Source organism: Acidihalobacter yilgarnensis, from assembly GCF_001753245.1.
Classification (GTDB): domain Bacteria; phylum Pseudomonadota; class Gammaproteobacteria; order DSM-5130; family Acidihalobacteraceae; genus Acidihalobacter; species Acidihalobacter yilgarnensis.
On the sequence record NZ_CP017415.1, the window covers coordinates 2588293 to 2613517 of the forward strand.

The window sequence follows — 25225 nt, forward strand, 5'->3', positions numbered from 1 at the left end:
AATTCAATTTGTAGTGGTTGATAGAATTGGAGCCAGTTCTCCGACTTCGCCTACGTCTACGACGCTTCCGTGCTCCATACGAATATATCGATCACAAAACTGTGCGACCTGATTCTGTTGATGCGACACAAACAAAAGCGTCATCCCTCCCTTACGCATTTCCTCGATACGAGACAAGCATTTTAGCTGGAAATCAGCGTCACCCACGGAGAGGATTTCGTCGGCGAGTAAGATTTCGGGATCGAGATGCACCGCAACCGAGAATCCCAGGCGGGCATACATGCCGGAGGAATAGTTCTTCACCGGCTCGTAGATGAAGTCGGCTAGCTCCGAGAATTCGAGAATCTTCGGATACAGCGCCCGCGTCTCACGGTTCTTGAGGCCGAACAGGCTGGCATTGAGGTAGATGTTTTCCTCTCCGGTCAGCTCAGGGCTGAAGCCGACACCCAGGGCGATCATCGGCACCAGACGGCCGTGGGTGATGATACGCCCGGATGTGGGCGGATAGATGCCAGCAATGAGGCTGAGCAGGGTGCTTTTGCCCGAGCCGTTGAGGCCCATCAGGCCCAGCGCCTCGCCGCGCTCGACGGTGAAAGAGACGTCATCGACGGCGCGAAATGTGTGCGGCCTCGGTCGCCAGCGTTTGTGCATCAAACCTACAATCCGTTTCTTGAGGGTATCCTGGGCATTGTGGTGCAGCACGAAATCTTTGCTTACACTCTCAACAATGATCGCCGGATCTCCGCTCATAGCCGCTCGATCAGCTGTGCGCCACGGCGATAGAACAAGCTCAATCCGATAGCCAAAGACAGCGCCGTCCAACCGGCAAACGCCGCGGTGATCTTCCATGAGGGTATGAGATTCTCCCAGAACAGGCTTTGGAAAATCAGGGAAAATTCAGCGAACGGGCTTACCTTCATGAGGGTCTGGATGAGCGAGTGGTGGATGCGGCTGATCGGATAGACAATCGGCGTCGCCCAGAACAGCAACTGGATGAAGACCTCGACCAGATGCTTGATGTCACGAAAATCCACATACAGCACGCTGAGCGTCAGCATGATGCCAAATGTGAAGCCGAAAAACAGCAGCAAGTAGAACGGATACAACAGCAGTCCCAGATGCCATGTTCCACCCAACGGGACATACAGTATCAACATGATCCCTAGCGCCATTAGCCAGAGCGTGGCATTGACCAGCATGTTCGAAAATGGCACGAGCAGCCGAGGGAAATAAATTTTCTTCAACAGACCCGCATTGCTCACCAACAACTCGGAACTTTGCATCACCAGCATAGAAAACAGGTTCCAGTGGATGATGCCAACGACCATGAACAACGGATAATGCGGCAGGTTCGAGGGAAACACATAGGTGAATACCACCAAGTACATCAAGGTAATCATCAAAGGATTCATCAGCGACCAAGCGAAGCCGAGCACCGCCCCCTGATAACGAATCTTAATTTCCTTGGAAACAAGGTTGCGAACCAGATCGCGGTAGGACCACCAACGCCTGAATGCCTCCAAAGGGGCCTGTGCCAACACGGTCATTTCGATTCGTTTTCGTCCAGTTAATCTTGGGCTACGGTGACCTTAGCCATCATCAATCATTACAAATAGACAGCGGAGAGTGGATTGTAAGGTATTTGCGCGGATTGTGTTCAGCCCGCACATGTGAATATGTACTCTAATTTGCGTATATGTCTGCGTAATCTTTCCCTTGCTCAGGGCAGCAGCTCATCTGCACCATTATGACGCACGCCCATCGGATCACCTGCGAGGCAGCAACTCAGCCGAGCGATCCGCTCATATGTGGCATCCCGTTAGATCAACGCTGCAACGCCACTATAATCCGCCTCCCGCAGCCCACTCGGAGGTTCTTGCCGACGCCATCGACCAGGACTGAACCGTCCAGCCGTTTGTTAATGCACCCCCGTAGGCACTGCTACGCGCTACCCAAGCCCATACGTCAATCCTCTATCAGGCATGCTTCAAGGGAATCCAAGGCCCGCTTCCAGGTGAACTCCTGAATGTGCTCAAAACCTGCCTGCGCGAGCCTTAACCTCAGGTCACGGTCTTGTATCAGTCGATTGATGTTGGCGGCAAGCGCATCGATATCACCGCTAGGGCTCAAGAGCGCCGTCTGGCTATCAGTGGCGTACGCTCTGACACCACCATTGTCCGTGGAGATCAGTGCCGCACCGCAGGCCATCGCTTCGGCACCCGGTAGCCCCCAACCCTCATAAAGGGAGGGGACGACAAAAATCATGGCGTGATTATAGAGCTGGCAAAGGACCTCATCGCTTGGTCGCCGATGATAGTTTATCCACTCTGGCAAATAGACCGGCTTGGCTCCGCCAAAAGACCAGACATCAAGCGCATTACCGAGCCTTGCATGTAACGTGGTTAATGCCGCCACCGCATCTTGGGTCCCCTTGAATCGCTCTGGCCGGGATGGAAAGCCGATCGAGATCCTTGACTCCGATTCGATGCCCACTTTCAAACCCATCACCTTAAAATCGATCGCATTGGGTATGTACGATGCATATGACGCATTGCATATGCTCAACATTTCAATGCCTGCCGGCGAAGTGACGATATTGTGCATCCCAGCGTTGTAGGTTAAGGCCATGCGCCTGCGTGTTTCGGAGTCGGCCACTTGAAAATATTCATAATCATGGATCAAATAGAACTGACGACCTTTGCTCCGTCCGTAGGTTCGGATCCATTCGGCGGTCTGCCACGCAGTGGCGATGATTACATCCCCCTCCGGAATCCATCGCTCACTCAGTGAATACACCCACTTTACTTTCACGGCCCGATCCAGCCGGAACCATGCGCGAGGGTGATAGCTGCCATCCAGGCTGCGCTGCAGATAACGCGCCGTTTTCGCCAACAACCAGAAAGCACTTCCCGCTTTTTGCACGACTGCGGGTTGCACCACGACAACATCATGCCCACGCTGCGCCAGCCCATTCGCATATTCATAAACAACCTTGAATCCACCAACCGGGTTACAGGCCGCGCCAGGGAGAACAAAAGTGATCTTCATGCGCTTCGTGTCTTTATCGCCTAACAAATACTAGGTTCAGATAGGGATAAAATACCTGTTTAGGGAAACCCCACCGCAGCAAGGTCCGATAAGGCAAAGGAATGCCTATCGGTACCCACCTACCCTGTATTTTGATTCGCTTGCCGATGAGCGTTATGGGCGGCACTTTTTCCAACGATGGAAAAACCCACTCGTCCGCAATGAAATCCATCTCGAAACCTTTAACGGCGAATAATTTTCTGATGCGCCGCAGCCCCCTGTAATAAACATCCCAAGAACCATCCTCTGAAATACAATACTGATGTCTACGCCCTCGTGTTTTCAGATACAGGAGTGCAAGCCAACGAGGCATCCAGGGCAAAAAACGCAAGCCCGTATGGTCATCTCTGATTTGCAGCTTATTGGGGACCAGCACATACAACACGCCGTGGCAAACACGGCGCAACTCCGTCAAAATGACATCCAGCACCTCATCGTTTAGATGTTCCAACACCACGAACATCGTGACCACATCAAAACTGTTGTCGTCGAAGGGTAGTTTGGGGCCGTGGCTTTGTACGAAGATGGACTCCGGTAGGCCATTCTCGTTCGCCAGTATTCGCGCGAGGCCCAGATGCTCGGTGTGCAAATCGATCCCTGTCGCATCAAAGCCCAGATGGTTCATCATCACGGTCAACTCACCTGTACCACACCCGAAGTCCAGAATTTTCAGCCGATGGCCAGATATATAAAATCGTTTGAGATGCGTCAGAAGTGCCTGCAGCCAGCGTCCATATCCGGATTCTGGGGAGCTCGTTTTTTGCTGGTAATCAAGAAGCTTGGCATCATAGATATGTGTTCCCTTCAGCGGCGCGATGTGTTTAATGGCCGCCTCTAGGAATCTATCCGCCCGGAGTGTCACGGCTTCATCGCCAAGTCCACTTTCAGTCCTATTCACCGGTACACCGCCTGCTTCATTTTCAACACTGATATGGAGCACACACATGCACAATATCCCTCTTTCGGCGACAGCCCCCCTGCGAAAACATCCCCATTTTGCACGTCAATGACCTCCATACGCGTGATTTTTACTTATTGATCAGACATAAGCGCATGAGCGAAGACATAACGCCATGTGGCTACGATTTACTTGTCGCGCGCGCTGTTTTAATCCGCAGTGCAGTGAGCACACGGTCACGTAGCGCCAAGGGCGACACATACCATGATGCAATCAGGGACACGGCCAGTGCCAGCAACCCTACGATCAGCTTCGGTATCAGGCCGATCGGCGCCAACGCGGACCACACGGCCATCATGATCGCTGGGAAATTAGGCAGAATCGCCTTCCAGTAAAGACCCAGCGTACGCGTCGCAACAAAACAAAATATCGCGTCCGCTGTGCTTCTGACGACCCAGGCGATGCCAGCCCCGACGATCCCCCATTGTCCCACCAAGACCCATAACAGCGCCAGGAACGGCAGCAGTTCAGCCACGTAAAATTTGGCCATCAGGTCCGGCCGTCCTTGTGCTGGCATGTAGACATTGGGCACGTAGGCCGGGCCATTGATCCAGATGCCAACCAATAGCACAATGGCAATTGGCACCATCTTGACCGCCATCTCATTCCCTAGCCATAACTGGAAAAAAGGCTGCGTCAGCACAACTCCAAGCACGACGACCGGCGTCTGGAGCGCCACCAACCCAAGTATGCTCTGATGCATGAGTCGTTCTGCGCTCTCACCCCTGAGCTGAGAGAATTTCGGAAATAATGTGGTCGCAAGACTCAGGGGAATGTATGTCACTCGCTGGGTCAATGAAAATGGAACCGTATACGCCGTCACTGCCGCTGCACCCAACTGGACTCCAATCACCATGCGATCAACAATGGTCAACAGTGGGATCAGCATACCGGACAGACTAATCCAACCACCGAATCGCAACAAGGACGCGATTTCGCCTCGCTGCATTCGCGGTGCTCCGAATATCGGCAATGCTCGCACGACCGCCCAGTAGATGAAGACCAGACCCGTCAGCCGCCCGAACAAGGCAGATGACACAAGCGCAGACATACTGGCATGACCCATGGCGACCCAAATCAATGGGAATACCTGCAGAGCGATCGAACCAATGGCTTGGCCTGCGTTCAATGCAATGAAGGCTTGTTTCGCCTGCAGCGTGCCGGTGAGCACTGACAGGGTGGAGACCAGTGGCACTGTCATGGCCAACCAAGGGATAGAATCCACCACCTGGGTATGATATTCAGGGGGTATACGGAACACCCCAGCAAAAAGCCAGTGACCGAGCGCATAAAGGACGAGACCGCCGATCAGGCCAACGCTCAAGCCGAAAGTCAACGCGGTCCAGAAAGTACGATTGTTCTCGACCACGTCCTCCTGCCCCGCCACACGCTGCGCCACTGCGCGCCCTAGGCCAAAGTCGAAAGCGCCGAAGTAACCCAGCATGGTGAACGCGAGGAGCAGCACACCATACTTCACTTCGCCGACCCAGTGCAGATACAACGGCACCGTAGCCAACGCCACGAGCGTCGGGACAACCTGACCGATCAGATTGATCACCGTCGACCGGATAACACCACGACTACTCATGCTGTTTCACCCGCTACAGACATCGGCCACACGGCCCAGCCGGTTGGGATGCCATCAGGGTGGCTGGATTCACTGGATGCCTTCATCCCACCACTCGATGAATCTAGCGAAATGAGTTCCCTTTAACACCACCGGTAACGGCGGACGATAACCGAAAACACTCCCGCCAAGCCAAGGCTCGTTGAATTCTGGCCGGAGTCCAGCTTGTAATCACTCACACGAGTTCGGTCTTAATTCGAACCGCCATACTGCCGCCCCACCCACTCGCGATATTCTCCGCTGAGGATGGGTTGCCACCAAGAGGCGCTGGCCAAATACCAATCGACCGTCTCGCGCAATCCGGCCTCGAAGCTGCGTGTCGGCGCGTAACCCAGTTCACCTTCCAGCTTTCGCGCATCAATGGCATAGCGGCGGTCATGGCCGGGCCTATCCTTGACGAACGTGATCTGCCGCGCGTGTGGCGCGGCTGTGGGGCGCAGTTCGTCCATGAGCGTACACAGGGCCTCGACGACCTCCAGATTGCTGCGCTCGCTGTTACCGCCGATGTTATAGGTTTCACCCGCGCGACCACCCGCGAGGATCAGCTCGATGCCCCGGCAGTGATCCTCGACGTGCAACCAATCGCGGATGTTCTTGCCATCGCCGTAGATCGGCAGCGGCTTGCCTTCCAACAGATTGAGGATGCACAGCGGGATGAGCTTCTCCGGGAACTGGTAGGGGCCGTAGTTGTTGGAGCAGTTGCTGATCGTGGTGTCGAGCCCGTAGGTGTGATGATAGGCGCGCACCAAATGGTCCGAGGCCGCCTTGCTGGCCGAATACGGCGAGTTCGGTGCATACGGCGTGGTTTCGGTGAAGGCGGGATCATTCGCACCGAGCGTGCCGTAGACCTCGTCGGTGGAGACATGATGGAAGCGGTGTTGTGGCAGGGGCGCCTCATTGTCCGGTAGCCAGACGGCGCGGGCGGCCTTGAGCAGGCTGTGGGTGCCGACGACGTTGGTATCGACAAACGCATCGGGCCCCGTGATCGATCGGTCCACATGGCTCTCGGCGGCGAAATGCACCAGGGTGTCGATCCCTTCTTCCCGCAACAGCTTCTCCACCAGAGCCTGATCGCGGATGTCACCCTGAACGAAGCGAAACTCGGGGCGATCCTCAGCCGCGTCAAGACTCGCACGGTTGCCCGCGTAGGTCAGTGCGTCGAGCACCACCAAGCGTCCACCCGGATGTCGGGACAGCCAGTAATGTACGAAGTTGGCGCCGATGAAGCCGGCGCCGCCGGTCACCAGCAGGCGTTTTTCATTCAATTCGATCATTCTGGATTCCACTTGATTTGGGTACAGCACTCGATTCGTCCCATGGCATCCTGGCCAGCCAACTACGCGTCAACGTGCAAATGCTCTGCCGCATATTGCCGAATCCGCAGCCAATCGTCGTGCATGACGTACGTGAATCGGCAAGCCCGGCCCAGCGCTTGGGCCAGATCGGCGGGATGCTCGATGTATTCGTGGACGAGACGGTTGCGCAAGCGCCGCATCTCGATCCAATCGTCGGCCGACTCGACCAAGCCCAGCCGCTCCATCCTGCCAAGGTTGTCGATCGCCGCCAGCACGCCCTCCCCGGCTACGCGCAGCAGCGTCGGAATCAGCTTGTCCACGACTGTATCCTGCATGCGTGCGAACTTGGCGCCGAAGGATTCGAGACGGTCGATCCCGCTAGTGTCGGCCAGCAGCGCTTCGGCGCGAGCCACGCTGACGACGCAATCATCATCCAGCAAGCGCTGCCGGACGGCGAGTAGATGCTCATCCTCCCGCGCGACGAGTGCGAGCAGGCGGCTCAAACGCTCTGCCTCTTCACGTAACGGCCCGCTCACAGAACAACCCCCGTGCGCATGGCCTGCAAATCGATGGGCCGCGGGGCGCTACCGCGCGGATGCACGACGATGTCGATCCGCCGGTCGCCCAGCCGACGGATCAGGCGGGCGTAGAGCTTGAGTTCGCGATCGAGCAGTGCTGCAGCATCACCTTCGGCCTCAATGTGCAGGTCGATGTCGCCGCCGCGCGCACTATCGTCCGTGCGCGAGCCGAACAAGCGCACGGTGACGTCCGGCCCGAAGGTACGGGCTGTTTCGGTCACGATGGTCTGTCGCTGGGTATCCGTTAATCGCATGGTCTGGGCAGAGGCCGTCAATACCGGCATTCTAGCGGTAAACGTGCGACGGTGCGGTTTGCAGGAACGGTCATTTCCCGCACCTACCGCGTCGCGCCATAAGTGAGCTGGCTGTCCTGCACGCGCGAGCAGGACAGCGCTCACTCGGCCGCCCTCGCAGCCGCCGTTTCCCTCAAGACCTCGTGCAAGGCCTCGCGCCAATGAGGTGCCGCGCCGCCCAGTGCCGTCCAGGTCTCGTGCTTGTCGAGGACACTGTACGGCGGTCGCTGTGCGGGGGTGGGATATTCAGCGGTGGTGATCGGGCGAATGGGGATTGTGCGGTCGAGCAGCCCCAGCGCGAATGCCTCATCGCGAATCGCGAGCGCAAAGTCGTACCAGGAAGCGACGCCAGCATCAGTCCAGTGATGCGTGCCGCCGAGACCGACGCCGATCATGGACCAAATGGCCACGGCCAGCCCGCTCGCGCAGGTGGGGGTGCCGACCTGATCATCCACTACGCCGAGCTGGTCGCGCTCGCGCATCAGTCGCAGCATCGTGCGCACGAAGTTGTTTCCCAGTGGCGCATACACCCAGGCGGTGCGCACGATCAGTGCGTCCGCACCCAGCCGCTCACGCACAGCGACCTCGCCTGCCAGCTTGCTCGCACCATAAACACCGAGCGGCGCGGTGGCGTCATCCGGGCGGTAGGGTCGGCTGCATTGGCCGTCGAAGACAAAGTCGGTGGAAACCTGGACGAGGCGCACGCCCTGCGCTTGCGCGGCAGTGGCGAGGTGACGGGGACCGTCGGCGTTGATGGCAAAGGCTAGGTCCGGCTCCGCCTCGGCGCGATCCACTGCGGTATAGGCCGCCGCGTTGATGATCCAGTCCGGCGCCGTCTCGCGTGCCGTCTCGCGTACGGCCGTGGCGTCGGTGATGTCCAGCTCGGCACGCGTTAGCGCGGTCACCTCGATGTCTGGCGGCACACTCGCACGCAGCGCCCGGCCGAGCTGACCGTCGGCGCCTGCGATGAGCACCTTCACGGATAGACCTCCGCCTCACGCAGCCGCGCACCCTCGGCGTCCTTGGCGGACACCAGCGGCGTTGCATGGGTCGGAATGAACCAGTCGATGCCTAGATCAGGGTCGTTCCAGCGGATGCAGCGCTCAAGTTCTGGGGCATAGAATTCGGTGCATTTGTAGACGAAATCTGCCTTTTCGCTGAGCACGTAGAATCCATGGCCGAAACCGGGCGGCACCCACAACATGCGCTGGTTCTCGTCGCTCAGCTCGATACCGAACCATTGCCCGAAGCGGGGCGAGGAACGTCGCAGGTCGACGGCCACGTCGAACACGCGTCCGGTGACGACGCGTACCAGCTTGCCCTGCGGCCGCTCGAGCTGATAATGCAGGCCGCGCAGGATGCCTTGACGCGAGCGGCTGTGGTTGTCCTGCACGAATTCGGCATCGATGCCGCCCTCACGGAACTTGGACGCGTGCCAGGTTTCCAGAAAAAAACCGCGGGCATCGCCGAAGACATCCGGTTCGACGACCACGACCTCGGGTAGCACAGTCGGGAGGAAGCGCATCAGGCGGTCTCAATCAGGCGTTGCAGATAGGCGCCATAACCGTTCTTACGCAACGGCTCGGCCAGGCGAGCGAGCTGTTCGGCATCGATATAACCCAATCGCCAAGCGATCTCCTCCGGGCAGGCAATTTTGAGCCCCTGCCGTTTTTCGACCACCTCGATAAAATTGGCCGCCTCCAGCAGCGACTCGTGCGTGCCGGTATCCAGCCAGGCGGTCCCGCGCCCAAGCGGCGTGACGGTCAGCCCGCCTTCAGCCAGATAGTGGCGATTGATGTCGGTGATCTCCAGCTCTCCGCGCGCGGAGGGACGGATACCCTGGGCAATCTCGACCACCCGTGCATCGTAGAAATACAGCCCGGTAACCGCATAGCTAGAGCGTGGCGCGACGGGCTTTTCCTCGATATCAAGCGCCTTGCCATCGCCGTCGAAGCTGACCACGCCATAACGCTCGGGGTCGTTGACGTGATAGGCGAACACATGCCCGCCACGCTCCAGGCGCGCGGCATCCTGTAGCTGACGGCCGAGACCGGGGCCGAAGAACAGATTGTCGCCGAGGATCAGGGCGACCGGAGCGCCATCGATGAAGGTCTCACCGATGAGGAAGGCCTGCGCGAGTCCGTCCGGCGAGGGCTGTTCGGCATAATTCAGCGACAACCCCCACTGCGAACCGTCGCCCAGCAGGGTTTGAAAGCGCGGCAGGTCGGCCGGCGTGGAGATGATCAGGATCTCGCGTATCCCCGCCAGCATCAGCGTCGACAGGGGGTAGTAGATCATCGGCTTGTCGTAGACCGGCAGCAGCTGCTTGCACACCGCATGCGTCAGCGGGTAAAGCCGCGTGCCGGAACCGCCGGCGAGGATGATGCCCTTCATGTTGATCCATTTCCCCTGGCCAGTTTGCCCGCATCACCCCGAACCTGGGCCGGGTGAGCACGTTTTCTCAAAACGCGTGCAGTCTAGCAAACACACCGCGATGTGGGGTCAACTTAGGTGCGTCCTTTCATCGCCAACCAGAAGCCGAACCTCCCCTTCATGGGTATTCGTTTCGCAACTTGTAGCGTGCGCGTGTCAATCACGACCAACTGATTGCCCCGGGTCGTGGCGGCGTATACGAAGCGACCATTATCGCTGGAACGCACGCCATGCGGCCCCGCGCCCACCTGAATGCGCCGGACAATCTTGAACGAGACCGTGCTGAGCGCATCCACGGTATTGCCACCAATGTCCGTGGTGAAGGCGAGCTTGCCATCGGGCAGCATGTCCATGCCACCGTGGAAAAGACCGACGCGCGTGTAATGCTCCACTTGGTCCGTTTTCAGATTAATGACCGCGACGGTGCCATCCTGATGAGGTTTCGGATGGTTGCGCACCCAGAGCATCTGGCCGTTGGGGCTCACTGCAAGGTTGTGTGGCCCGTCCATGCGCTTCAAAGAGATGTCATGGAGCACCTTGTCCGAGCGCATATCGATGACCGCGGTCTCGTGGGCGCCTTGCACTGATACATAGGCGTAATGGCCTGAGCGGGAGAACACCACGTTATGCGGACTTTTCCCGACGGGGATGATATGCAGCACTTTAAAGTCATGTGTGTCGATCACATCGATGGCACCGCCGGACGTATCGACCGCGACTGCCACCTGCCCCGTGGGGCTGATGTTTACACCCTGAACAAGCTTGCCGATCTTCTTGAGCGTCGCCAGCTTGTGGCCATTGTGCGCATTGGCGAAATAGATCTGTCCGGTCTTGAACCCGCTCAATATGAGTAAATTGCCCTTGGGGCCAATTTCGACGTAATGGCATTCGGGAAAACCATGCCATAGGATCTGTTGCGGGAACACCTCGACATCATTGGTCTTCTGCAGGTCAACGTAGACAGTTTGCGGACACAAAAGAAATCCTGATTACCACAAGAAGCACCTGAGATGGCAACAAAAAAGAACAACCCCAGCTGGAGCGACGTCAAAACCAAGCTGGCAGACTTCGACCGCGCCGGCTTGCTTGGCCTGGTGCAAGACCTCTACGCAGCCAGCAAGGACAACCAGGCCTTCTTGCACGCTCGCTTTGGGCTGGGCGACGATGTTCTGAAACCCTACAAGGCCACCATCGACAGCTGGCTGTGGCCCGATGTGTTCGAGAACCAGGACACCTCGGTCGCCAAGGCCAAGAAAGCGATTACGGACTACAAGAAAGCTGTAGGGCAAACCGACGGGCTGGCAGAACTGATGGTGTTCTATTGCGAGTGTGCTGCTGGTTTCAGCAACGATATTGGCCTGCAGGACGAAGGTTACTTTGATGCGCTGGTGCGAATGTTTGAGCAGGCATTGAAGACCATTGCGGCCCTGCCCAACACGACGCGACCGGCCCTCTTGGAGCGCCTGGATGATGTTCGACGCATCAGCCACAACTTTGGTTATGGCGTGGGCGACGACATGGATGAATTGCTGGCTGAGCACGGGGTCGATGACTGACCCGTCCGACCTTGCGGTGCTCCAAGCCGAAAACGCCCGCCTGATCGGGCTACTCGAGGCCCACGGCATCGCGTGGAAGTTGCCGCCGCCAGTGGAGGCTGTGGCTCAAGAATCGGAGCCGTCTCGGCTGTCCACCACAGAAAAGTTGGCACTTTTCCGGCGATTGTTTCGCGGGCGTACGGATGTCTATCCGGTCCGCTGGGAAAGCAAGACCTCTGGCAAGTCGGGCTACGCCCCAGCCTGCGCCAATGAGTGGCGCGCCGGTGTTTGTGAAAAGCCGCGCATCAAGTGCGGCGATTGCAGCAATCGTCTGTTGATCCCGATGTCCGATGCGATGATCTACGACCATCTGGCCGGCAAGCACACGGTCGGTGTCTATCCGCTGCTGGAGGATGACACCTGCTATTTTCTGGCTGTCGATTTCGACGAGGCCGACTGGCGCGACGACGCGCGAGCCTTCATAAAGTCCTGCGAAGAACTGGGTGTTCCGGCGGCGCTGGAAATCTCGCGGTCCGGGAATGGCGCGCACGCATGGGTGTTCTTCGCCAGCCGCGTTGCTGCCCGCGATGCCCGGCGTTTGGGCACGGCGATCATCAGCCATACCTGCTCGCGCACCCGGCAACTGAAGCTGGAATCCTATGATCGTCTATTCCCCAACCAGGACACGATGCCCAAAGGCGGCTTCGGCAACCTGATTGCCTTGCCGCTACAGAAGTGGCCTCGCGAGAGTGGCTTCAGCGTGTTCGTCGACGCTGAACTGCAGCCCTATCCGGATCAGTGGGGATTCCTGGCATCCATCCAGCCCATGGTCGCACACGATATCGAGCCGACCATCCTGCGGGCCGCGGGCGGCGTCCACCCGTTGGATGTGACATTCATCGACGATGAGGACTTGGCCACACCCTGGAAGCGGCAGAGCACGTCACCCAAGAAGCTGGCCGGGCAGATGCCCAAGTCACTGGCCGTGACGCTGGCCAACCTGATCTATTTTGAGAAGAACCAACTGCCCCAGGCACTGGCCAACCGCCTGATTCGTCTAGCTGCCTTCCAGAATCCCGAGTTCTACAAGGCCCAGGCCATGCGCATGTCGGTATGGGACAAGCCGCGTGTCATCGGCAATGCGGAGAACTACCCGAAGCACATCGCCTTGCCTCGCGGTTGCCTCGATGCCGCGCTGGATCTGCTGCGGGACAACGGTATCGCCTGTGACTTGCGCGATGAGCGCTTCGGGGGAGAACCCATTGATGTCTCCTTCGACGGCACCTTGCGTCTGGACCAGGAGGCCGCAGTTGCCGGAATGCTGCATCACGACACCGGCGTGCTGTGCGCTCCGACGGCCTTTGGCAAAACGGTCACCGCCGCCGCAATGATCGCGTGCCGGGGTGTAAACACACTGGTGCTGGTGCATCGAACGGTACTACTCAAGCAATGGCAGGAACGTCTGCAGGCTTTTCTGGGCGTTGGCAAGGGCGTGGTCGGCACCATCGGCGGTGGCAAGGCCAAACCTACGGGCAAGATCGACATTGCCGTGATGCAGTCCATCTCCCGGCAGGGCGAGGTGAACCCGCTGGTAGAAAACTATGGTCAGGTGATCGTGGACGAGTGCCACCACATTGGCGCTGTGTCGTTTGATGCCATCCTGAAGCGGACCAAGGCCAAGTATGTGCTGGGCCTGACGGCGACGCCCATCCGCCGTGATGGGCAGCAGCCAATCATCTTCATGCAGTGCGGGCCGATCCGATACACGGCGGCCAAGCCTGCCGGTGCGCCTCACGATCTGGAAGTGCTGCCTCGTTCACGCTTCACGCGTATCGATCTGCCCACCGATGCAGGCATCCAGGACGTGTTTCGTCATCTCGTCAATGACCAGGCCAGAACGGAAGCCATCGCCGCCGAGGTGCTTGATGCAGTCGGGCAGGGACGCAAGGTGCTGGTGCTAACCGAGCGCACGGAACACCTTGATGCGATCAAAGCGACACTCGATGGGTTGGAACCGGCGCCTTTCGTTTTGCACGGTCGAATGTCCAGGAAACAGCGAGCGGCGCTGGTCGCTGACCTGGATGCACTGCTGCCCGACGCGCCGCGCATTCTTCTTTCGACCGGCAAGCTGGTCGGCGAAGGCTTCGATCACCCGCCGCTCGACACGCTGGTGCTGGCCATGCCTGTGTCCTGGAAGGGCACCCTGCAGCAGTACGCCGGACGACTGCACCGCGAGCACGCCAGCAAGACTGATGTGCGGATCATCGATTTTGTAGACGCCGGCCACCCAGCGTTGCTGCGGATGTGGGACAAGCGGCAGCGCGGCTACCGCGCGATGGGTTACGGGGTGGGTTCTCTGATGTGCCTGCACAATGATGATGAATTCTCCTGAGGTCGTCTCCACATCTTGTCACGAGACCATAAAAAGACCATATTAAGTCCTTATCAAGTTTGGAGCACGACCATGCGCTACTCATCACAAGTCAAGCCCATCAGCTACCTCAAAGCCAACGCCGCCGAGGTTCTGGCGCACCTCGCTGAGCAGCGTGAGCCCATGGTCATCACCCAAAACGGTGAGGCCAAGGCTGTCCTGCAGGACGTCGCCTCGTTCGAAGAGACGCAAGAAACACTGGCCTTGCTAAAAATCCTTGCGCTGGGCAATCAGGATGTGGCCGCTGGCAAGGTCAAGCCTGTGGCTGACGTCGTTGCCCGCCTCCGCGCCAAGCGAGCCTCAATCTGATGAAAGGCGCACCTGCAAAGTTCGAAGTTCTGCTCACCGAAGGTGCGGCGCAGGACTTGGAAGCCATCCACGACTACATCTCAGAATTCGACTGCGTGGCCAACGCCAACCATGTGTTGGATGAGTTGATGGACGTTGTGGAGAGCCTGTCGAAATTCCCGGAACGCGGCAGCTTCCCGAAAGAACTGGTTGGCCTTGGAATCAAAGAATACCGCCAGACTTTCTTCAAGCCTTACCGCGCGATTTACCGTGTCACAGGCAGCCAAGTCATCATCTACCTGATTGCTGATGGACGGCGTGATATGCAATCGGGGCTGGCTCGCCGCCTGCTCGGTGCGTGACTCACAGCAACCCGCGCCAGCACTCATCAGCTCGGGAGGCCAGTCGGCACATGGTCAACCCATGGGGCGAGCGGAAAGGACTTGGCGCTAGGAGCCAAACTGTGGTGGAAACTTCGTGACCGGAAAAACTACCGGGAAAAACTGGCCACTGATTTCACGCGCATTCAATCAGGTGCGCTGGTCGCGACGACGTCGTTGGCGCACTCGCTTCTGAATTCAACAGCCTCATCTGGCGAGGCGCACGCATGCGCAGCCAAGTCGCGGATAGAGCCGTATTTTTGGACAGTCATGTACACGCTTTTGGTTCGGTGCCGGCGATAGGAGTCATACCCGGCGTGGCGGTTGCTCTCTGGTTCTCGCTGCAGAGGGCGACCCTGATGCTGGGGTACCTGCATGACGACGGTGGGTAAGCATTTATCGTGTCCTCGTACAGGGTTTATACTCATCACCAAGCACAGGAGGTCATCATGTCCGCACCCATCGTCATAGGCCTTATCATGATTGGCGGCACCTACTCGATTTTGGGCTTCATTTTTTTCATGAAGCACCTTGAGAATAAAGAACGCCAGCGCGAGCATTCATCGCACTAGATCGCGCACGCCTCCAGCCTCCCGCAGAACCGTACGTGACGTTCGCGCGTCATACGGCTCGCCGTTACCAACCACTTGAGCTTGCACGTCAAGGCCACGCGCTCGGCCAGTGCGCGGTCTAGTACGTAGAGGGTCCCCTCCGGCAGCCAGGGGTCGGTCCGCCACTCGACGGCGCCACCGTTGGCGAGCTTGAGCCTCGCGCCAAAGGGATTGACCGGCCCAGCCCAGAGGCGACTGACGCCGACCGCTGACGAGACCGCGCTCGACAGCGTGTAGCCGACGAGCCGATCGAGGGCACGCCACTCCTCCTGCGCGCGCACCAGGTGCCTGTCGATCTGCGCAGCCGCGTGATGGCGGCGCGGACAGCACTCCCCGTGACTTCGTGGTAGGTGACGCGCGGGCACCGAGACTCGGAGAGCTTGAGTGTTTCCTTGAGGTGCCACGCAATGGCCTTGCCCTTGCAACCCGGATCGGTCGCCAAGATGACGTTGTCAGCGCCCTGAATCATTTTGCGCAGCGGAGAGAGCACGTCCTTGCCTCGCTCTTGCCTCGCTCGGTGACCCCATCCTCAAACGCGAAGACGAGTGGTGCAACGCCCACGCTGTTGCACGGCAGATCGCGCACATGGCCGACACTCGCGGTGACGAGGTAGTCGTGTCCCAGTATGTGCTGTGTGACTTGCGCTTTGCCGGGGACTCGACGATGACGACAGCCTTGCTCATGCAGGCTTCTTAGTGAATCGCTTCGCCGGCTCGCGCGACACGCGACAAAGAGCCGATCTCTATGCCGTGGCGCAAGAAGACGCCGAGGTCCGACCCACCCGCCGCCAGCCAGTCGTCAGGGAGCGACGCCGCATCCTCGCAAAGCACGGCGCCCCCATCGCGCTACCGCGACAACGTCACTCGCTGGAAGGTTGATCTCGGCCGCCATCGGCAGGTGCGCGCCGGCCGCGTCAACACACACATCTCGCGCAGCAAGCAAGCACTCACTGAGGAGCATGGCGAAGCGCACAGCGTTCGGGTGTCGTGCCCTGCGGCGCTTGAGCTCGAGGAACAGCGGGTTGATGGGCTGTTCGTCACGTTTCTCTTGAGGATTGCCCGCGTTGCTTGTCGCTCTCTGCAACGAGAACAACGGAAGGGTAGCGCGGTGGCGACGACGCGTAATGGCATGGCAAATAAATTCCTTTGGCACCAACGTCGGATATGCGAGGACCCAGTGCGAGCACAAATTCAAACCGAGGCGAAAGGCTCCCTCGAGACCTGGCGCGGAACCAGCTCAGGGCGAGGCGCCGAGACCAGCGTCGTACCCGCGAAAAACGCCCAAAAACGCGACACAGAAAAACGCGCTACGGACTGATTCTTTATTTAAGTTCCGCAGGAAGTGATGACCATTCATAACTTGTGGTTTTTGCGACGCTCCAGAGAGGGCTGAATTCGACCGCCGTAGAGGGGTGTTTTTGCCATCGCGAAGTACCGAAAACGTGCAAGGATCGGCGCCTTTTCCGAGAGCCGCCGTGTCCGCCCAAGACCGCGCTCCGAGCAAGGATGGAGTGATGGGCAGCGGTGATCGCCGAGCGCGTAGCCGTAGCCATGATCGAGGGGCGATGCGCACACCGCGCCTTCGATCCAGGCCGGAGTTTGGTCTGAGTGGGTGCGCCATCACCGCTCCGCCGCCAAGCCCAGCGGTGATCGCCGAGCGCGTAGCCGCAGCCATGACCGAGTGCTTTCGCGGCAGCGCAAGGCGTCGCGGTGTTGCTGGGATTGGAGTGTCTAACGCTGTTCTGCGCGGTGTCTGGAGTCCAGATCAAAGGCGCCTCCCTGCCCGATCGCTTGCGCTCACGGTCAGTCCGGCCTGGGTTACGGGTGGCGCGATGCCATCCGATTAGCTCGCCAGATCAGGGCCGTGCCTCGTACCGGCATCGCGCGGGACGTGCACGCTTGAGACGACGCTTCTTGGCCAAAATAGCGGCGTGTTCGGGGTGTGTTGTCGGCCAAAAGACTGACTTTATCGACTCTAAAAACTCAATAGCCTATGCGTTGAGTGGCGTCGCGCGGCGGTGAAAGCAGCGCCTTGTGCGTTGCAAAATCCGGCTCCAGCGCAGCCCATGGCGCAAAACCAAACCACCGCGCGGGCTGCCGGCAAACCCAAAGCCCCTGCCCGCAGCGCCAAGGCCAAACCGCTCGGATCTCTGCCCGGTAGCGCCAAGGCCAAACCCGCCGCCACGCCCGGCATCCACGCAAAGCGCAAGCCCGAGAGTGGGTGTTTGCTCGCCGAAAGGCTGCGTGGCAAGGCTTCGCGCGAGGGGGTCTGGTGGCAGCGCAAGGCGTCGCGGTGTTGCGGAGATTGGCGCTGATGACGCTGTTCTGCGCGATGCCTGGAGTCCAGATCAAAGGCGCCTCCCTGCCCGATCGCTTGCGCTCACGGTCAGTCCGGCCTGGGTTACGGGTGGCGCGGCGTCAGTCCTTTTCGACCGGGTCGGCGGCTCGGATCAGGGCCCGACGCATGATGCCAATCCCCCTTGCCAGCTCGCTACGGACCTTGAAAAGACGCTGGGCTTCCTCGACAAGCCTTCTGGTTTCTGCGGCACCTGCCGCAAAATCCCCGGTCGAGTGAAGCCTCCGAAGTTGTGCCTGAATGGCGTGGGCCTGAAAGAAATGGGCCTTCACGGTGCGGCGCTCCCATCAGATCGACCACTTCAGATGCGGGCAGGTCAGGCATCCCCGCCCACAGGCATAAAGCCCAAGCGTGACGCTGCCAACCTTGACTGGCTGCGTCTCGCGCAAGCGCAAGCGGAGCTCCTCAAGACGCTGGTTGATTGGGTTGATGACGTTCGCCGCAGACAGTGCGATCTCATGCGCGCTGGCGCGCGGTGGCGGGGCCTGGAATATTATTTTCGCGGCCAAGTGGACCGAACAGATCCACGACGAGTGGATTCGTAATCTGCTGGCAAAACGTCCGGAGCTAGAGACCCAACTGGCGCACCCGAGCACTGATGGACCAGTCGGTCGAGGACTGCCTGGTTACCGGTCACATGCGCTTTGTCAGTGCCTTGAATCTGCCTGACCCAGCGGAACAAGCATTGGGCCGACTCTCCGCGATGTCGGGCCTAGTCGCTTCCGCTGAGTGGCTGATTTACAGCTCAATCCGCAAGGAAGCCTTGTTGACCAAGTGCGCGACAAGTCCCGTCGTTCAGGGCGGGGAAGGATAGTGCTGTCGGCGTAGCCGCCTATTGTTCTTGAGGGCAGCCAAGTGTAACTTTATACTATACAATCAACGTACTAAGGGCAGGACACGCCCGGTTCGCCTGTGAAGTGAGCGGTGCAGTAATGCCGCCAGCAGCAGGAACCCACCGAAGCGACTCTGGGGCGGCTCAATGCCACCCACGCCTGAGCGCGGTAGGAATCTCCGTCCTTCCCGCGCAAGCGGTGGCCACAAGCCAAGGGCGGGGAGGATGTTAAGTTTTGAAGCCTGACGCTCACCGGCCAGACGACATGGAAATTTCTCTCAGTACCAGTGCCGCCACTCATCGTAGCCATCATGTCTTACAGCAGCGCTTCGACAAGCTGCGTAAGCAGTTGCAGCGGCAGGAGCATCTCAAGTGTAAGCTGGCAGCGGATTTGGACGCGCTGGTGGAGCGTTATCAGTCCTGCCTTCGAGACGCCGATCACGGGCACCTTGATCCCCTGATCCGGTTAGCGGAACGCCTGATCGAGTTTTTCTCCCGTAAAAGCCTTTGCAGCTGGCAACGCGAGGAACTCAGTGACTGGATTACCGAAACCATTCAGCGGGTCCAGCGGATGGATGCGGCTGCCGGCGAACAGTTGCACGCGCGGTTCCGCGCTTCGCTCTCGGCGTTGCTTGGTCTGAGCGAGGCAGAGATGGACGCCCAGGTGGCGGAATTTTCCGAATACGTCGAGGCTGCCTTTGAGGAAGCATTTCGTTCGACGGATTCTGGCACGAAGCCCGAGACAAGCGACGATCCGCAAGGGGATTTATTCGGCGACGAGGCCTTCACCTTATTTGATGACGAAGGCGACACCGACCACGATTGGACCGACACACCGAAAGATGTCGACAGCCGGGAGCGTACGAGGCAGTTGATGGATGGCACCTGGGCGCGTCGCCTCTTCCGGCGTGCGGCCCAGGCCCTGCATCCCGACCGCGAATTGGACCCGCTGCAGCGCCGGCACAAACAGACTTTGATGCAGCAGCTACTCGTCGCACGCGAGCAGGGCGACATCATCACGCTACTTACGCTCCATGGCGAGGCCGTCGGCAGCGATGAGTTGGCTCTGGCCGAGACGGAAATGGCGCAGGCCTGCGAATTGATGGAAATCCGGCTGGAACAACTGCGTGAAGAACGAAACGGCATCATCCACGACAATCCGTTGCGCTCGCTGGTATACCAACTTTTTTACAGCACCACCCGCAAGGTTCGTGAACAACGCTTCAAGGCCTGGGAGCGGGAAATGCGCGCGGACGTCCAGGACGTCGCGCAGTTATACGCGCAACTGCGCAATCTGGGGATATTGAAGGGCCTTCTGGCCGACCGCCGCGAACAGCGGGTCTTCAGCTCGATCGAAGACATGATTTTTGGTTTCTGAGCTGCGTACCCTACCACCCGCTCGACATCGCCGGGACTGCCCCACTGCTTATGGAGAAGGTGTCGAATTGGGGTGGCGAGCTGACGAGAATAGCCCGCTTTCGCGGGCTATTAATTAAGCACTTCTACACTTTTAACTTTAGCGGGAACTAGAACGGAATATCGTCATCAAAATCGATGGGCGCTTCCTGGTGCGCTGGCGGCTGCTGCTGGGCCGGGGCGCGGCTGCTAGCAGCCGGAGCTGGGGCTGCAGCTGGTTGGCGCTCCTGCGCGGCTGGGGCATCGAAGCCGGCCGTGCCGCCTGCGCGACCGCCAAGCATCTGCATGTCGGAGGCAACGACTTCGGTGGTGTAGCGGTCTTGACCGTCCTGGCCCTGCCACTTGCGCGTACGCAGGCTACCCTCGACATAGACCTGGGAACCCTTGCGCAGGTATTCACCCGCAATCTCGGCAAGCTTGTTGAAGAACACCACGCGGTGCCATTCAGTGCGTTCCTGGCGATCGCCGCTGTTCTTGTCCTTCCAGCTCTCGGTGGTCGCGAGGGTGACATTGGTCACCGCGCCGCCGCTAGGCATGTAACGCACCTCGGGATCGCCCCCGAGGTTGCCGATCAAAATGACTTTGTTGACGCCTCTGGCCATGAATCCCTGTCTCCCTGATGCACGCCCCCGGCGGCGTGCCGGCGCAGGGGGCTCAAAGCCGGCATTCTACGTGCTTGCCGGCGAAAACTCACGCAGACGGGACTCGTCCAGGGCGTTACGGTCGACCTTGAGATAGGCCACGCTTTCCTCGGCCACGACCATCACCTCGGCAACCCCCGGCACGCGCGCCAATGCCGCGGCGGTGCCTGCTTCTTCACGGGCGGCAGCCTCTTCCAGATGCAGTACATAGCTCGACAGATAGCGCGGGCTTTTCATGCTGCTGGCCAACAACAACCAGATCGCGACACCGGCGGCGCCCAGGAGGAATACGCCATCAAACCCCCAGTGGCCGTAGACGGCACCACCGGCAGCACCACCCGCAAAGATACCCAGGAACTGTGCGGTCGAGTACACGCCCATGGCGGTGCCCTTGCGCGCCGCCGGCGCCATCTTGGCGACCAGCGATGGCAGACTGGCCTCCAGCAGGTTGAAGGCCGTGAAGAAGATCAGCAGGGTGGCGATCATCTCAGCCAGCGAGCGATCGCTGAACAGATAGAGAATTTCGGACAGGCCGAGCACGGCGATCGCCCCGAGGAACATCGACTTCATCTTGCGGCGTTTTTCCGAGATGATGATCAATGGCACCATGATGATGAAGGCAATCAACATCACCGGCAGATACAGCTCCCAGCTATCGCCGCGCTCAATACCGGTCAACCGGGTCAGCACGAGCGGCAGGATCACGAAATTCGCGGTCAGCACGAACTGCATCATGAAAATACCGAGGTCTAGGCGCAGCAGCTGGGTGTCGCGCAGTACGGCGCCGAAGGCGTCGGCAACCACCTCGGTATCCCGGTGCAGCTTGTGCTCCCGCGGCGTCGGCACCATCCACTGGGCGATGGCCATGCCGACCAAGCCAAGCACGGCGGTCACCCAGAAGATGCCGTCAACACCGATCCAGCGATTGAGTATCGGGCCGGCAACCAGCGCGACGCTGAAGGCAATACCGATGCTCAAGCCGATGGAACCCATGACCTTGGTACGATGCTCGTCCCGCGTCAGATCTGCGGCCAGGGCCATGACCGTGGAAGAAATCGCCCCGGCGCCCTGCAGGGCACGCCCGAAGATCACGCCATAGATCGAGTGGGACAAAGCGGCCACGATACTGCCAATGATGAAGATAACTAGGCCGCCGAGAATGATCGGCTTGCGCCCGATGCGGTCGGACAACATGCCGAACGGAATTTGCAGAATAGCCTGGGTGAGGCCATAGATACCGATGGCGAGGCCGATGAGAAAGGGCGTGTGCCCCTTGAGCTCTGCCCCGTACAGCGTGAACACCGGCAATATCATGAACAGCCCGAGCATGCGGACGGAGTAGATGCCGGCCAATGACATAGCCGTGCGTTTTTCCTGTGGCGACATGGCGTCGTCGAATCCGGATGCCTTGCGCTGCTGCATCAATACGCTCCTGAGTAATTGTGTGTAGTGACTATAGGTTAGGCATGACCCCCTTCGGGTCCAAGGTTTCGACCACGATAATCGAGAAAATATCCCTCGGACTGGCAGCGACTGGAGTCCGGGCTTAAGATAACCGGCTGAATCGCGTCTTGGTAGCCTCAATGGACTTTATCCGCATCCGCGGTGCCCGCACCCATAATCTCAAAAACATCGATCTTGACCTGCCGCGCGAGCGGCTGGTGGTGATTACCGGACTATCGGGCTCTGGCAAATCTTCGCTCGCCTTCGACACTTTGTTCGCGGAAGGCCAGCGGCGCTATGTGGAGTCTTTATCGGCCTACGCGCGCCAGTTCCTGTCGGTGATGGAAAAGCCCGACGTGGACTATATCGAGGGCTTGTCGCCCGCGATCTCCATCGAGCAGAAAACCACTTCGCACAACCCCCGCTCCACCGTGGGCACCATCACGGAGATCTACGACTACCTGCGGCTGCTGTACGCACGGGCCGGCACACCGCATTGCCCGGACCACGATCTGCCGCTGGAGGCACAGACCGTTAGCCAGATGGTCGATCAGATCCTCGCCCTGCCGGAGGGTACGCGGATCATGCTGTTGGCGCCGCTGATTTCCGGGCGCAAAGGCGAGCATGCACAGGTGCTCGACGAGCTGCGCAGCCAGGGTTTCATCCGCGCGCGGGTCGACGGCGAGATCCATGAGCTCGACAGCACGCCCGTCCTCGATCCCAAGCGTAAGCACAGCATCGAGGCCGTCATCGACCGACTGCGCGTGCGACCGGACATTGCGCTGCGACTTGCCGAATCATTCGAAACCGCTCTGCGCCTGGGCGAGGGCATCGCACGCATCGCCTTCATGGACGACAAACAGCGGGAGGAACTGGTCTGCTCTTCGCGTTACGCCTGCCCCCAATGCGGCTATTCGCTTGCGGAGCTTGAGCCACGGCTATTTTCATTCAACAATCCATTCGGCGCCTGCACGACTTGCGACGGTCTCGGCATACAGTCTTTCTTCGATCCAGAGCGCGTGGTCGTCAATCCCGACCTGAGTCTCGCCGGTGGCGCCATCCGTGGCTGGGACCGGCGCAACGAGCACTACTACCGCCTGGTCGGGGCGCTTGCCGCGCACTACGATTTCGACCCCGAAGTCCCCTGGAATGAATTGCCCGCCAAGATACGCCACATCATGCTCGACGGCAGCGGGCGCGAGTCCATCACTTTCACCGAGCGCGACGCACGCGGCAAGGCGGTCAAGCGCAGCCACCCCTTCGAGGGCATATTGCCGAACATGGCGCGGCGCTACCGTGAAACCGAGTCGAGCGCGGTGCGCGAGGAACTCGGGCGGTACCTGTCTAGCCGGCAGTGCGCGGACTGCGGCGGCAGCCGTCTGAATCGTGCCGCCCGGCATGTGTTCGTGGGCGAACGCCCGCTGCCCGAATTGACCCGCACGCCGATCGAACAGGCCCTGGCCTTCTTCACGCAGCTTGACCTGCCGGGTCGGCGCGGCCAGATCGCGAGCAAAATCGTCAAGGAAATCGTGGCCCGCCTCAGCTTTCTGGTGAACGTGGGTCTGGATTACCTCACGCTGGAACGCAGTGCGGACACACTCTCCGGTGGCGAGGCGCAGCGCATCCGGCTGGCCAGTCAGATCGGTGCCGGACTGGTGGGCGTAATGTATGTTCTGGACGAGCCCTCCATCGGCCTGCACCAGCGCGACAACCAACGCTTGCTCGACACCCTCGCCCGCCTGCGCGATCTCGGCAACAGCGTGATCGTGGTGGAACACGACGAGGACGCGATTCGCGCCGCTGACCATGTCGTCGACATTGGGCCCGGAGCTGGTCTACATGGCGGTCGCGTGATCGCAGAGGGTACGCCCGACGCTGTGGCCGCCAACCCCGCCTCGCTGACCGGACAGTATCTCTCCGGGCAACGCAGCGTCGCGGTTCCCGAGCAACGGCATATCCCGGACGAAGATGCCTGGCTAACCGTCAAAGGCGCCCGCGGGAACAATCTAAAAGGTGTAGACATGGCAATCCCGCTGGGTCTGCTCACCTGCGTGACCGGCGTTTCCGGTTCCGGCAAGTCCACCTTGGTCAACGACACCGTGTACCGCCTGCTTGCCAAGCACTTCTACGGCGCCAGCGAGGAACCGGCCGCCTTTGATGCCGTTGAGGGACTCGAACACCTGGACAAAATTGTGGCCATCGACCAGAGCCCAATCGGACGCACGCCACGCTCCAATCCGGCCACCTATACTGGCCTCTTCACACCCATTCGCGAGCTATTCGCGGGCACCGCCGAAGCGCGATCGCGCGGCTACACGCCAGGACGCTTCAGCTTCAACGTACGCGGTGGACGCTGCGAAGCCTGTCAGGGCGAGGGCTTTACCAAGGTCGAGATGGTCTTTCTGGCTGATATTTACGTGCCCTGCGATGTGTGCAAGGGACAGCGCTACAACCGCGAAACCTTGAGCGTGCCCTACAAGGGCAAGAACGTGCACGAAGTGCTCCAAATGACGGTAGAGGATGCACTTACATTCTTCGCACCGGTTCCCGTCGTGCACCGCAAGTTACAAACGCTGATGGACGTCGGCCTTTCGTATATTACCCTCGGCCAAAGCGCAACCACGCTCTCCGGCGGTGAGGCGCAACGCGTCAAGCTCGCCAAGGAACTGTCCAAGCGAGCCACCGGACGAACGCTTTACATACTCGACGAGCCTACCACGGGGCTGCACTTCCACGATGTGGACCAATTGCTTGGGGTGCTGCACCAACTGCGCGATCAGGGCAATACGATAGTCGTCATCGAGCATAACCTCGATGTCATCAAGACGGCCGACTGGGTGATTGACCTTGGCCCGGAGGGCGGTGATGGCGGCGGTGAAATCATTGCGGCGGGCACCCCGGAAATCATCGCGGCTACAACGGGCTCGTATACCGGCCAATTTCTAAAACCGCTGCTCAAACGAGGGCAAACCCGCCCGCGTAAACGTGCCTGAACGCTGACAGCGGCAGTCAGGCCAGTATT

27 protein-coding genes and 1 pseudogene are annotated in these 25225 nt (G+C 59.6%); 10 read left to right on the forward strand and 18 right to left on the reverse strand.

What is annotated here, in order from left to right; translation table 11 throughout:
• Positions 1-3: 3 nt before the first annotated feature.
• The 12 genes from BI364_RS12400 to BI364_RS12455 all read right to left on the reverse strand — a co-directional run bounded on the left by BI364_RS12400 (position 4) and on the right by BI364_RS12455 (position 11248).
• Positions 4-750 carry an ABC transporter ATP-binding protein gene (locus BI364_RS12400; protein WP_070079012.1) on the reverse strand — a complete coding sequence of 249 codons (747 nt, stop codon included), beginning with the start codon at positions 748-750 and terminating at the stop codon, positions 4-6.
• A complete protein-coding gene (locus BI364_RS12405) occupies positions 747-1547 on the reverse strand; it encodes an ABC transporter permease (RefSeq protein WP_070079013.1) in 801 nt (266 codons plus the stop codon). The genes BI364_RS12400 and BI364_RS12405 overlap by 4 nt, the downstream gene beginning before the upstream one ends.
• A 418-nt stretch (positions 1548-1965) precedes the next feature.
• Positions 1966-3048 carry a glycosyltransferase family 4 protein gene (locus BI364_RS12410; RefSeq protein WP_070079014.1) on the reverse strand — a complete coding sequence of 361 codons (1083 nt, stop codon included), beginning with the start codon at positions 3046-3048 and terminating at the stop codon, positions 1966-1968.
• A 13-nt stretch (positions 3049-3061) separates the two neighbouring features.
• Positions 3062-4033, reverse strand: a complete 972-nt coding sequence (locus BI364_RS12415; RefSeq protein ID WP_070079015.1) for a class I SAM-dependent methyltransferase — start codon at positions 4031-4033, stop codon at positions 3062-3064.
• 133 nt (positions 4034-4166) lie between these two features.
• Positions 4167-5633, reverse strand: a complete 1467-nt coding sequence (locus BI364_RS12420; RefSeq protein ID WP_070079016.1) for a flippase — start codon at positions 5631-5633, stop codon at positions 4167-4169.
• Between the two features lie 230 nt (positions 5634-5863).
• On the reverse strand, positions 5864-6946 hold the full coding sequence (gene rfbB / locus BI364_RS12425) for a dTDP-glucose 4,6-dehydratase (protein ID WP_070079017.1): 1083 nt from the start codon (positions 6944-6946) through the stop codon (positions 5864-5866).
• A gap of 62 nt (positions 6947-7008) precedes the next feature.
• Positions 7009-7503 carry a hypothetical protein gene (locus BI364_RS12430; RefSeq protein WP_070079018.1) on the reverse strand — a complete coding sequence of 165 codons (495 nt, stop codon included), beginning with the start codon at positions 7501-7503 and terminating at the stop codon, positions 7009-7011.
• Positions 7500-7799: a nucleotidyltransferase family protein gene (locus tag BI364_RS12435; protein WP_070079019.1), complete on the reverse strand. Its 300-nt coding sequence runs from the start codon at positions 7797-7799 to the stop codon at positions 7500-7502. The genes BI364_RS12430 and BI364_RS12435 overlap by 4 nt, the downstream gene beginning before the upstream one ends.
• 140 nt (positions 7800-7939) lie before the next feature.
• Positions 7940-8818, reverse strand: coding sequence for a dTDP-4-dehydrorhamnose reductase (rfbD, locus tag BI364_RS12440; RefSeq protein ID WP_070079020.1), 879 nt, complete (start codon positions 8816-8818; stop codon positions 7940-7942).
• Complete coding sequence (rfbC, locus tag BI364_RS12445; RefSeq protein WP_070079021.1) at positions 8815-9363, reverse strand: dTDP-4-dehydrorhamnose 3,5-epimerase; 549 nt, start codon at positions 9361-9363, stop codon at positions 8815-8817. Before rfbC ends, rfbD begins: the two co-directional genes overlap by 4 nt.
• A complete protein-coding gene (rfbA, locus tag BI364_RS12450) occupies positions 9363-10232 on the reverse strand; it encodes a glucose-1-phosphate thymidylyltransferase RfbA (RefSeq protein ID WP_070079022.1) in 870 nt (289 codons plus the stop codon). The genes rfbC and rfbA overlap by 1 nt, the downstream gene beginning before the upstream one ends.
• A gap of 113 nt (positions 10233-10345) precedes the next feature.
• Positions 10346-11248 carry a YncE family protein gene (locus tag BI364_RS12455; RefSeq protein ID WP_070079023.1) on the reverse strand — a complete coding sequence of 301 codons (903 nt, stop codon included), beginning with the start codon at positions 11246-11248 and terminating at the stop codon, positions 10346-10348.
• Positions 11249-11281: 33 nt separating this feature from the next.
• On the opposite strand from BI364_RS12455, the gene BI364_RS12460 reads away from it, so the two are divergent.
• The 5 genes from BI364_RS12460 (at position 11282) to BI364_RS18945 (ending at position 15477) form a co-directional block, all read left to right on the forward strand.
• Positions 11282-11827, forward strand: coding sequence for a hypothetical protein (locus BI364_RS12460; protein WP_070079024.1), 546 nt, complete (start codon positions 11282-11284; stop codon positions 11825-11827).
• Complete coding sequence (locus BI364_RS12465) at positions 11820-14198, forward strand: TOTE conflict system archaeo-eukaryotic primase domain-containing protein (protein WP_070079025.1); 2379 nt, start codon at positions 11820-11822, stop codon at positions 14196-14198. The genes BI364_RS12460 and BI364_RS12465 overlap by 8 nt, the downstream gene beginning before the upstream one ends.
• A 72-nt stretch (positions 14199-14270) precedes the next feature.
• Positions 14271-14546: a type II toxin-antitoxin system Phd/YefM family antitoxin gene (locus tag BI364_RS12470; protein WP_070078245.1), complete on the forward strand. Its 276-nt coding sequence runs from the start codon at positions 14271-14273 to the stop codon at positions 14544-14546.
• A complete protein-coding gene (locus BI364_RS12475; RefSeq protein ID WP_070079026.1) occupies positions 14546-14887 on the forward strand; it encodes a type II toxin-antitoxin system RelE/ParE family toxin in 342 nt (113 codons plus the stop codon). The genes BI364_RS12470 and BI364_RS12475 overlap by 1 nt, the downstream gene beginning before the upstream one ends.
• Positions 14888-15354: 467 nt before the next feature.
• On the forward strand, positions 15355-15477 hold the full coding sequence (locus BI364_RS18945) for a hypothetical protein (RefSeq protein WP_267887958.1): 123 nt from the start codon (positions 15355-15357) through the stop codon (positions 15475-15477).
• Here BI364_RS18945 and BI364_RS17530 read toward each other — a convergent pair.
• Positions 15474-15881, reverse strand: coding sequence for a hypothetical protein (locus BI364_RS17530; RefSeq protein ID WP_233279515.1), 408 nt, complete (start codon positions 15879-15881; stop codon positions 15474-15476). The two genes, BI364_RS18945 and BI364_RS17530, sit on opposite strands and share 4 nt — an antisense overlap.
• Before the next feature lie 35 nt (positions 15882-15916).
• Positions 15917-15985 (reverse strand): annotated as a pseudogene (locus tag BI364_RS19225) (hypothetical protein); the annotation flags it as partial.
• 226 nt (positions 15986-16211) lie between these two features.
• Between BI364_RS19225 and BI364_RS12485 the strand changes: the two are divergent.
• Both BI364_RS12485 and BI364_RS12495 read left to right on the forward strand, forming a co-directional pair.
• A complete protein-coding gene (locus BI364_RS12485; protein WP_070079028.1) occupies positions 16212-16394 on the forward strand; it encodes a hypothetical protein in 183 nt (60 codons plus the stop codon).
• A gap of 1187 nt (positions 16395-17581) precedes the next feature.
• Entirely contained in the window at positions 17582-17830 is a 249-nt protein-coding gene (locus BI364_RS12495; protein WP_070079030.1) for a hypothetical protein, read from the forward strand.
• A gap of 103 nt (positions 17831-17933) precedes the next feature.
• On the opposite strand, the gene BI364_RS12500 is transcribed toward BI364_RS12495, so the two are convergent.
• Together BI364_RS12500 and BI364_RS12505 are read right to left on the reverse strand one after the other, a co-directional pair.
• Positions 17934-18143: a hypothetical protein gene (locus BI364_RS12500; RefSeq protein WP_070079031.1), complete on the reverse strand. Its 210-nt coding sequence runs from the start codon at positions 18141-18143 to the stop codon at positions 17934-17936.
• Between the two features lie 15 nt (positions 18144-18158).
• Positions 18159-18380 carry a hypothetical protein gene (locus tag BI364_RS12505; RefSeq protein ID WP_070079032.1) on the reverse strand — a complete coding sequence of 74 codons (222 nt, stop codon included), beginning with the start codon at positions 18378-18380 and terminating at the stop codon, positions 18159-18161.
• Between the two features lie 89 nt (positions 18381-18469).
• Between BI364_RS12505 and BI364_RS18400 the strand changes: the two genes are divergently transcribed.
• Positions 18470-18685 (forward strand): hypothetical protein, encoded by a 216-nt coding sequence (locus BI364_RS18400; protein WP_197495703.1) that lies wholly within the window; start codon positions 18470-18472, stop codon positions 18683-18685.
• A 283-nt stretch (positions 18686-18968) separates the two neighbouring features.
• On the forward strand, positions 18969-20081 hold the full coding sequence (locus BI364_RS12510; RefSeq protein ID WP_070079033.1) for a hypothetical protein: 1113 nt from the start codon (positions 18969-18971) through the stop codon (positions 20079-20081).
• A gap of 148 nt (positions 20082-20229) precedes the next feature.
• On the opposite strand, the gene ssb is transcribed toward BI364_RS12510, so the two are convergent.
• A complete protein-coding gene (ssb, locus tag BI364_RS12515) occupies positions 20230-20721 on the reverse strand; it encodes a single-stranded DNA-binding protein (RefSeq protein ID WP_070079034.1) in 492 nt (163 codons plus the stop codon).
• A gap of 66 nt (positions 20722-20787) precedes the next feature.
• On the reverse strand, positions 20788-22182 hold the full coding sequence (locus BI364_RS12520; RefSeq protein ID WP_070079035.1) for an MFS transporter: 1395 nt from the start codon (positions 22180-22182) through the stop codon (positions 20788-20790).
• A 161-nt stretch (positions 22183-22343) separates the two neighbouring features.
• On the opposite strand from BI364_RS12520, the gene uvrA reads away from it, so the two are divergent.
• Positions 22344-25196: an excinuclease ABC subunit UvrA gene (uvrA, locus tag BI364_RS12525; protein ID WP_070079036.1), complete on the forward strand. Its 2853-nt coding sequence runs from the start codon at positions 22344-22346 to the stop codon at positions 25194-25196.
• The last annotated feature ends 29 nt before the right edge of the window (positions 25197-25225 follow it).

Bases quoted from the DNA above. Each gene is read 5' to 3' on its own strand.
- BI364_RS12435 (WP_070079019.1), bottom strand. From the start codon at position 7,799: ATGCGATTAACGGATACCCAGCGACAGACCATCGTGACCGAAACAGCC.
- BI364_RS12410 (WP_070079014.1), bottom strand. From the start codon at position 3,048: ATGAAGATCACTTTTGTTCTCCCTGGCGCGGCCTGTAACCCGGTTGGT.
- BI364_RS12510 (WP_070079033.1), top strand. From the start codon at position 18,969: ATGGAAATTTCTCTCAGTACCAGTGCCGCCACTCATCGTAGCCATCAT.
- BI364_RS12415 (WP_070079015.1), bottom strand. From the start codon at position 4,033: ATGTGTGTGCTCCATATCAGTGTTGAAAATGAAGCAGGCGGTGTACCG.
- BI364_RS12520 (WP_070079035.1), bottom strand. From the start codon at position 22,182: ATGCAGCAGCGCAAGGCATCCGGATTCGACGACGCCATGTCGCCACAG.
- BI364_RS12475 (WP_070079026.1), top strand. From the start codon at position 14,546: ATGAAAGGCGCACCTGCAAAGTTCGAAGTTCTGCTCACCGAAGGTGCG.
- BI364_RS12495 (WP_070079030.1), top strand. From the start codon at position 17,582: ATGGCGCAAAACCAAACCACCGCGCGGGCTGCCGGCAAACCCAAAGCC.
- BI364_RS18400 (WP_197495703.1), top strand. From the start codon at position 18,470: ATGGACCAGTCGGTCGAGGACTGCCTGGTTACCGGTCACATGCGCTTT.
- rfbA (WP_070079022.1), bottom strand. From the start codon at position 10,232: ATGAAGGGCATCATCCTCGCCGGCGGTTCCGGCACGCGGCTTTACCCG.
- BI364_RS18945 (WP_267887958.1), top strand. From the start codon at position 15,355: ATGTCCGCACCCATCGTCATAGGCCTTATCATGATTGGCGGCACCTAC.
- rfbB (WP_070079017.1), bottom strand. From the start codon at position 6,946: ATGATCGAATTGAATGAAAAACGCCTGCTGGTGACCGGCGGCGCCGGC.
- BI364_RS12465 (WP_070079025.1), top strand. From the start codon at position 11,820: ATGACTGACCCGTCCGACCTTGCGGTGCTCCAAGCCGAAAACGCCCGC.
- uvrA (WP_070079036.1), top strand. From the start codon at position 22,344: ATGGACTTTATCCGCATCCGCGGTGCCCGCACCCATAATCTCAAAAAC.
- rfbC (WP_070079021.1), bottom strand. From the start codon at position 9,363: ATGCGCTTCCTCCCGACTGTGCTACCCGAGGTCGTGGTCGTCGAACCG.
- BI364_RS12420 (WP_070079016.1), bottom strand. From the start codon at position 5,633: ATGAGTAGTCGTGGTGTTATCCGGTCGACGGTGATCAATCTGATCGGT.
- BI364_RS12470 (WP_070078245.1), top strand. From the start codon at position 14,271: ATGCGCTACTCATCACAAGTCAAGCCCATCAGCTACCTCAAAGCCAAC.
- BI364_RS12460 (WP_070079024.1), top strand. From the start codon at position 11,282: ATGGCAACAAAAAAGAACAACCCCAGCTGGAGCGACGTCAAAACCAAG.
- BI364_RS12405 (WP_070079013.1), bottom strand. From the start codon at position 1,547: ATGACCGTGTTGGCACAGGCCCCTTTGGAGGCATTCAGGCGTTGGTGG.
- BI364_RS12400 (WP_070079012.1), bottom strand. From the start codon at position 750: ATGAGCGGAGATCCGGCGATCATTGTTGAGAGTGTAAGCAAAGATTTC.
- ssb (WP_070079034.1), bottom strand. From the start codon at position 20,721: ATGGCCAGAGGCGTCAACAAAGTCATTTTGATCGGCAACCTCGGGGGC.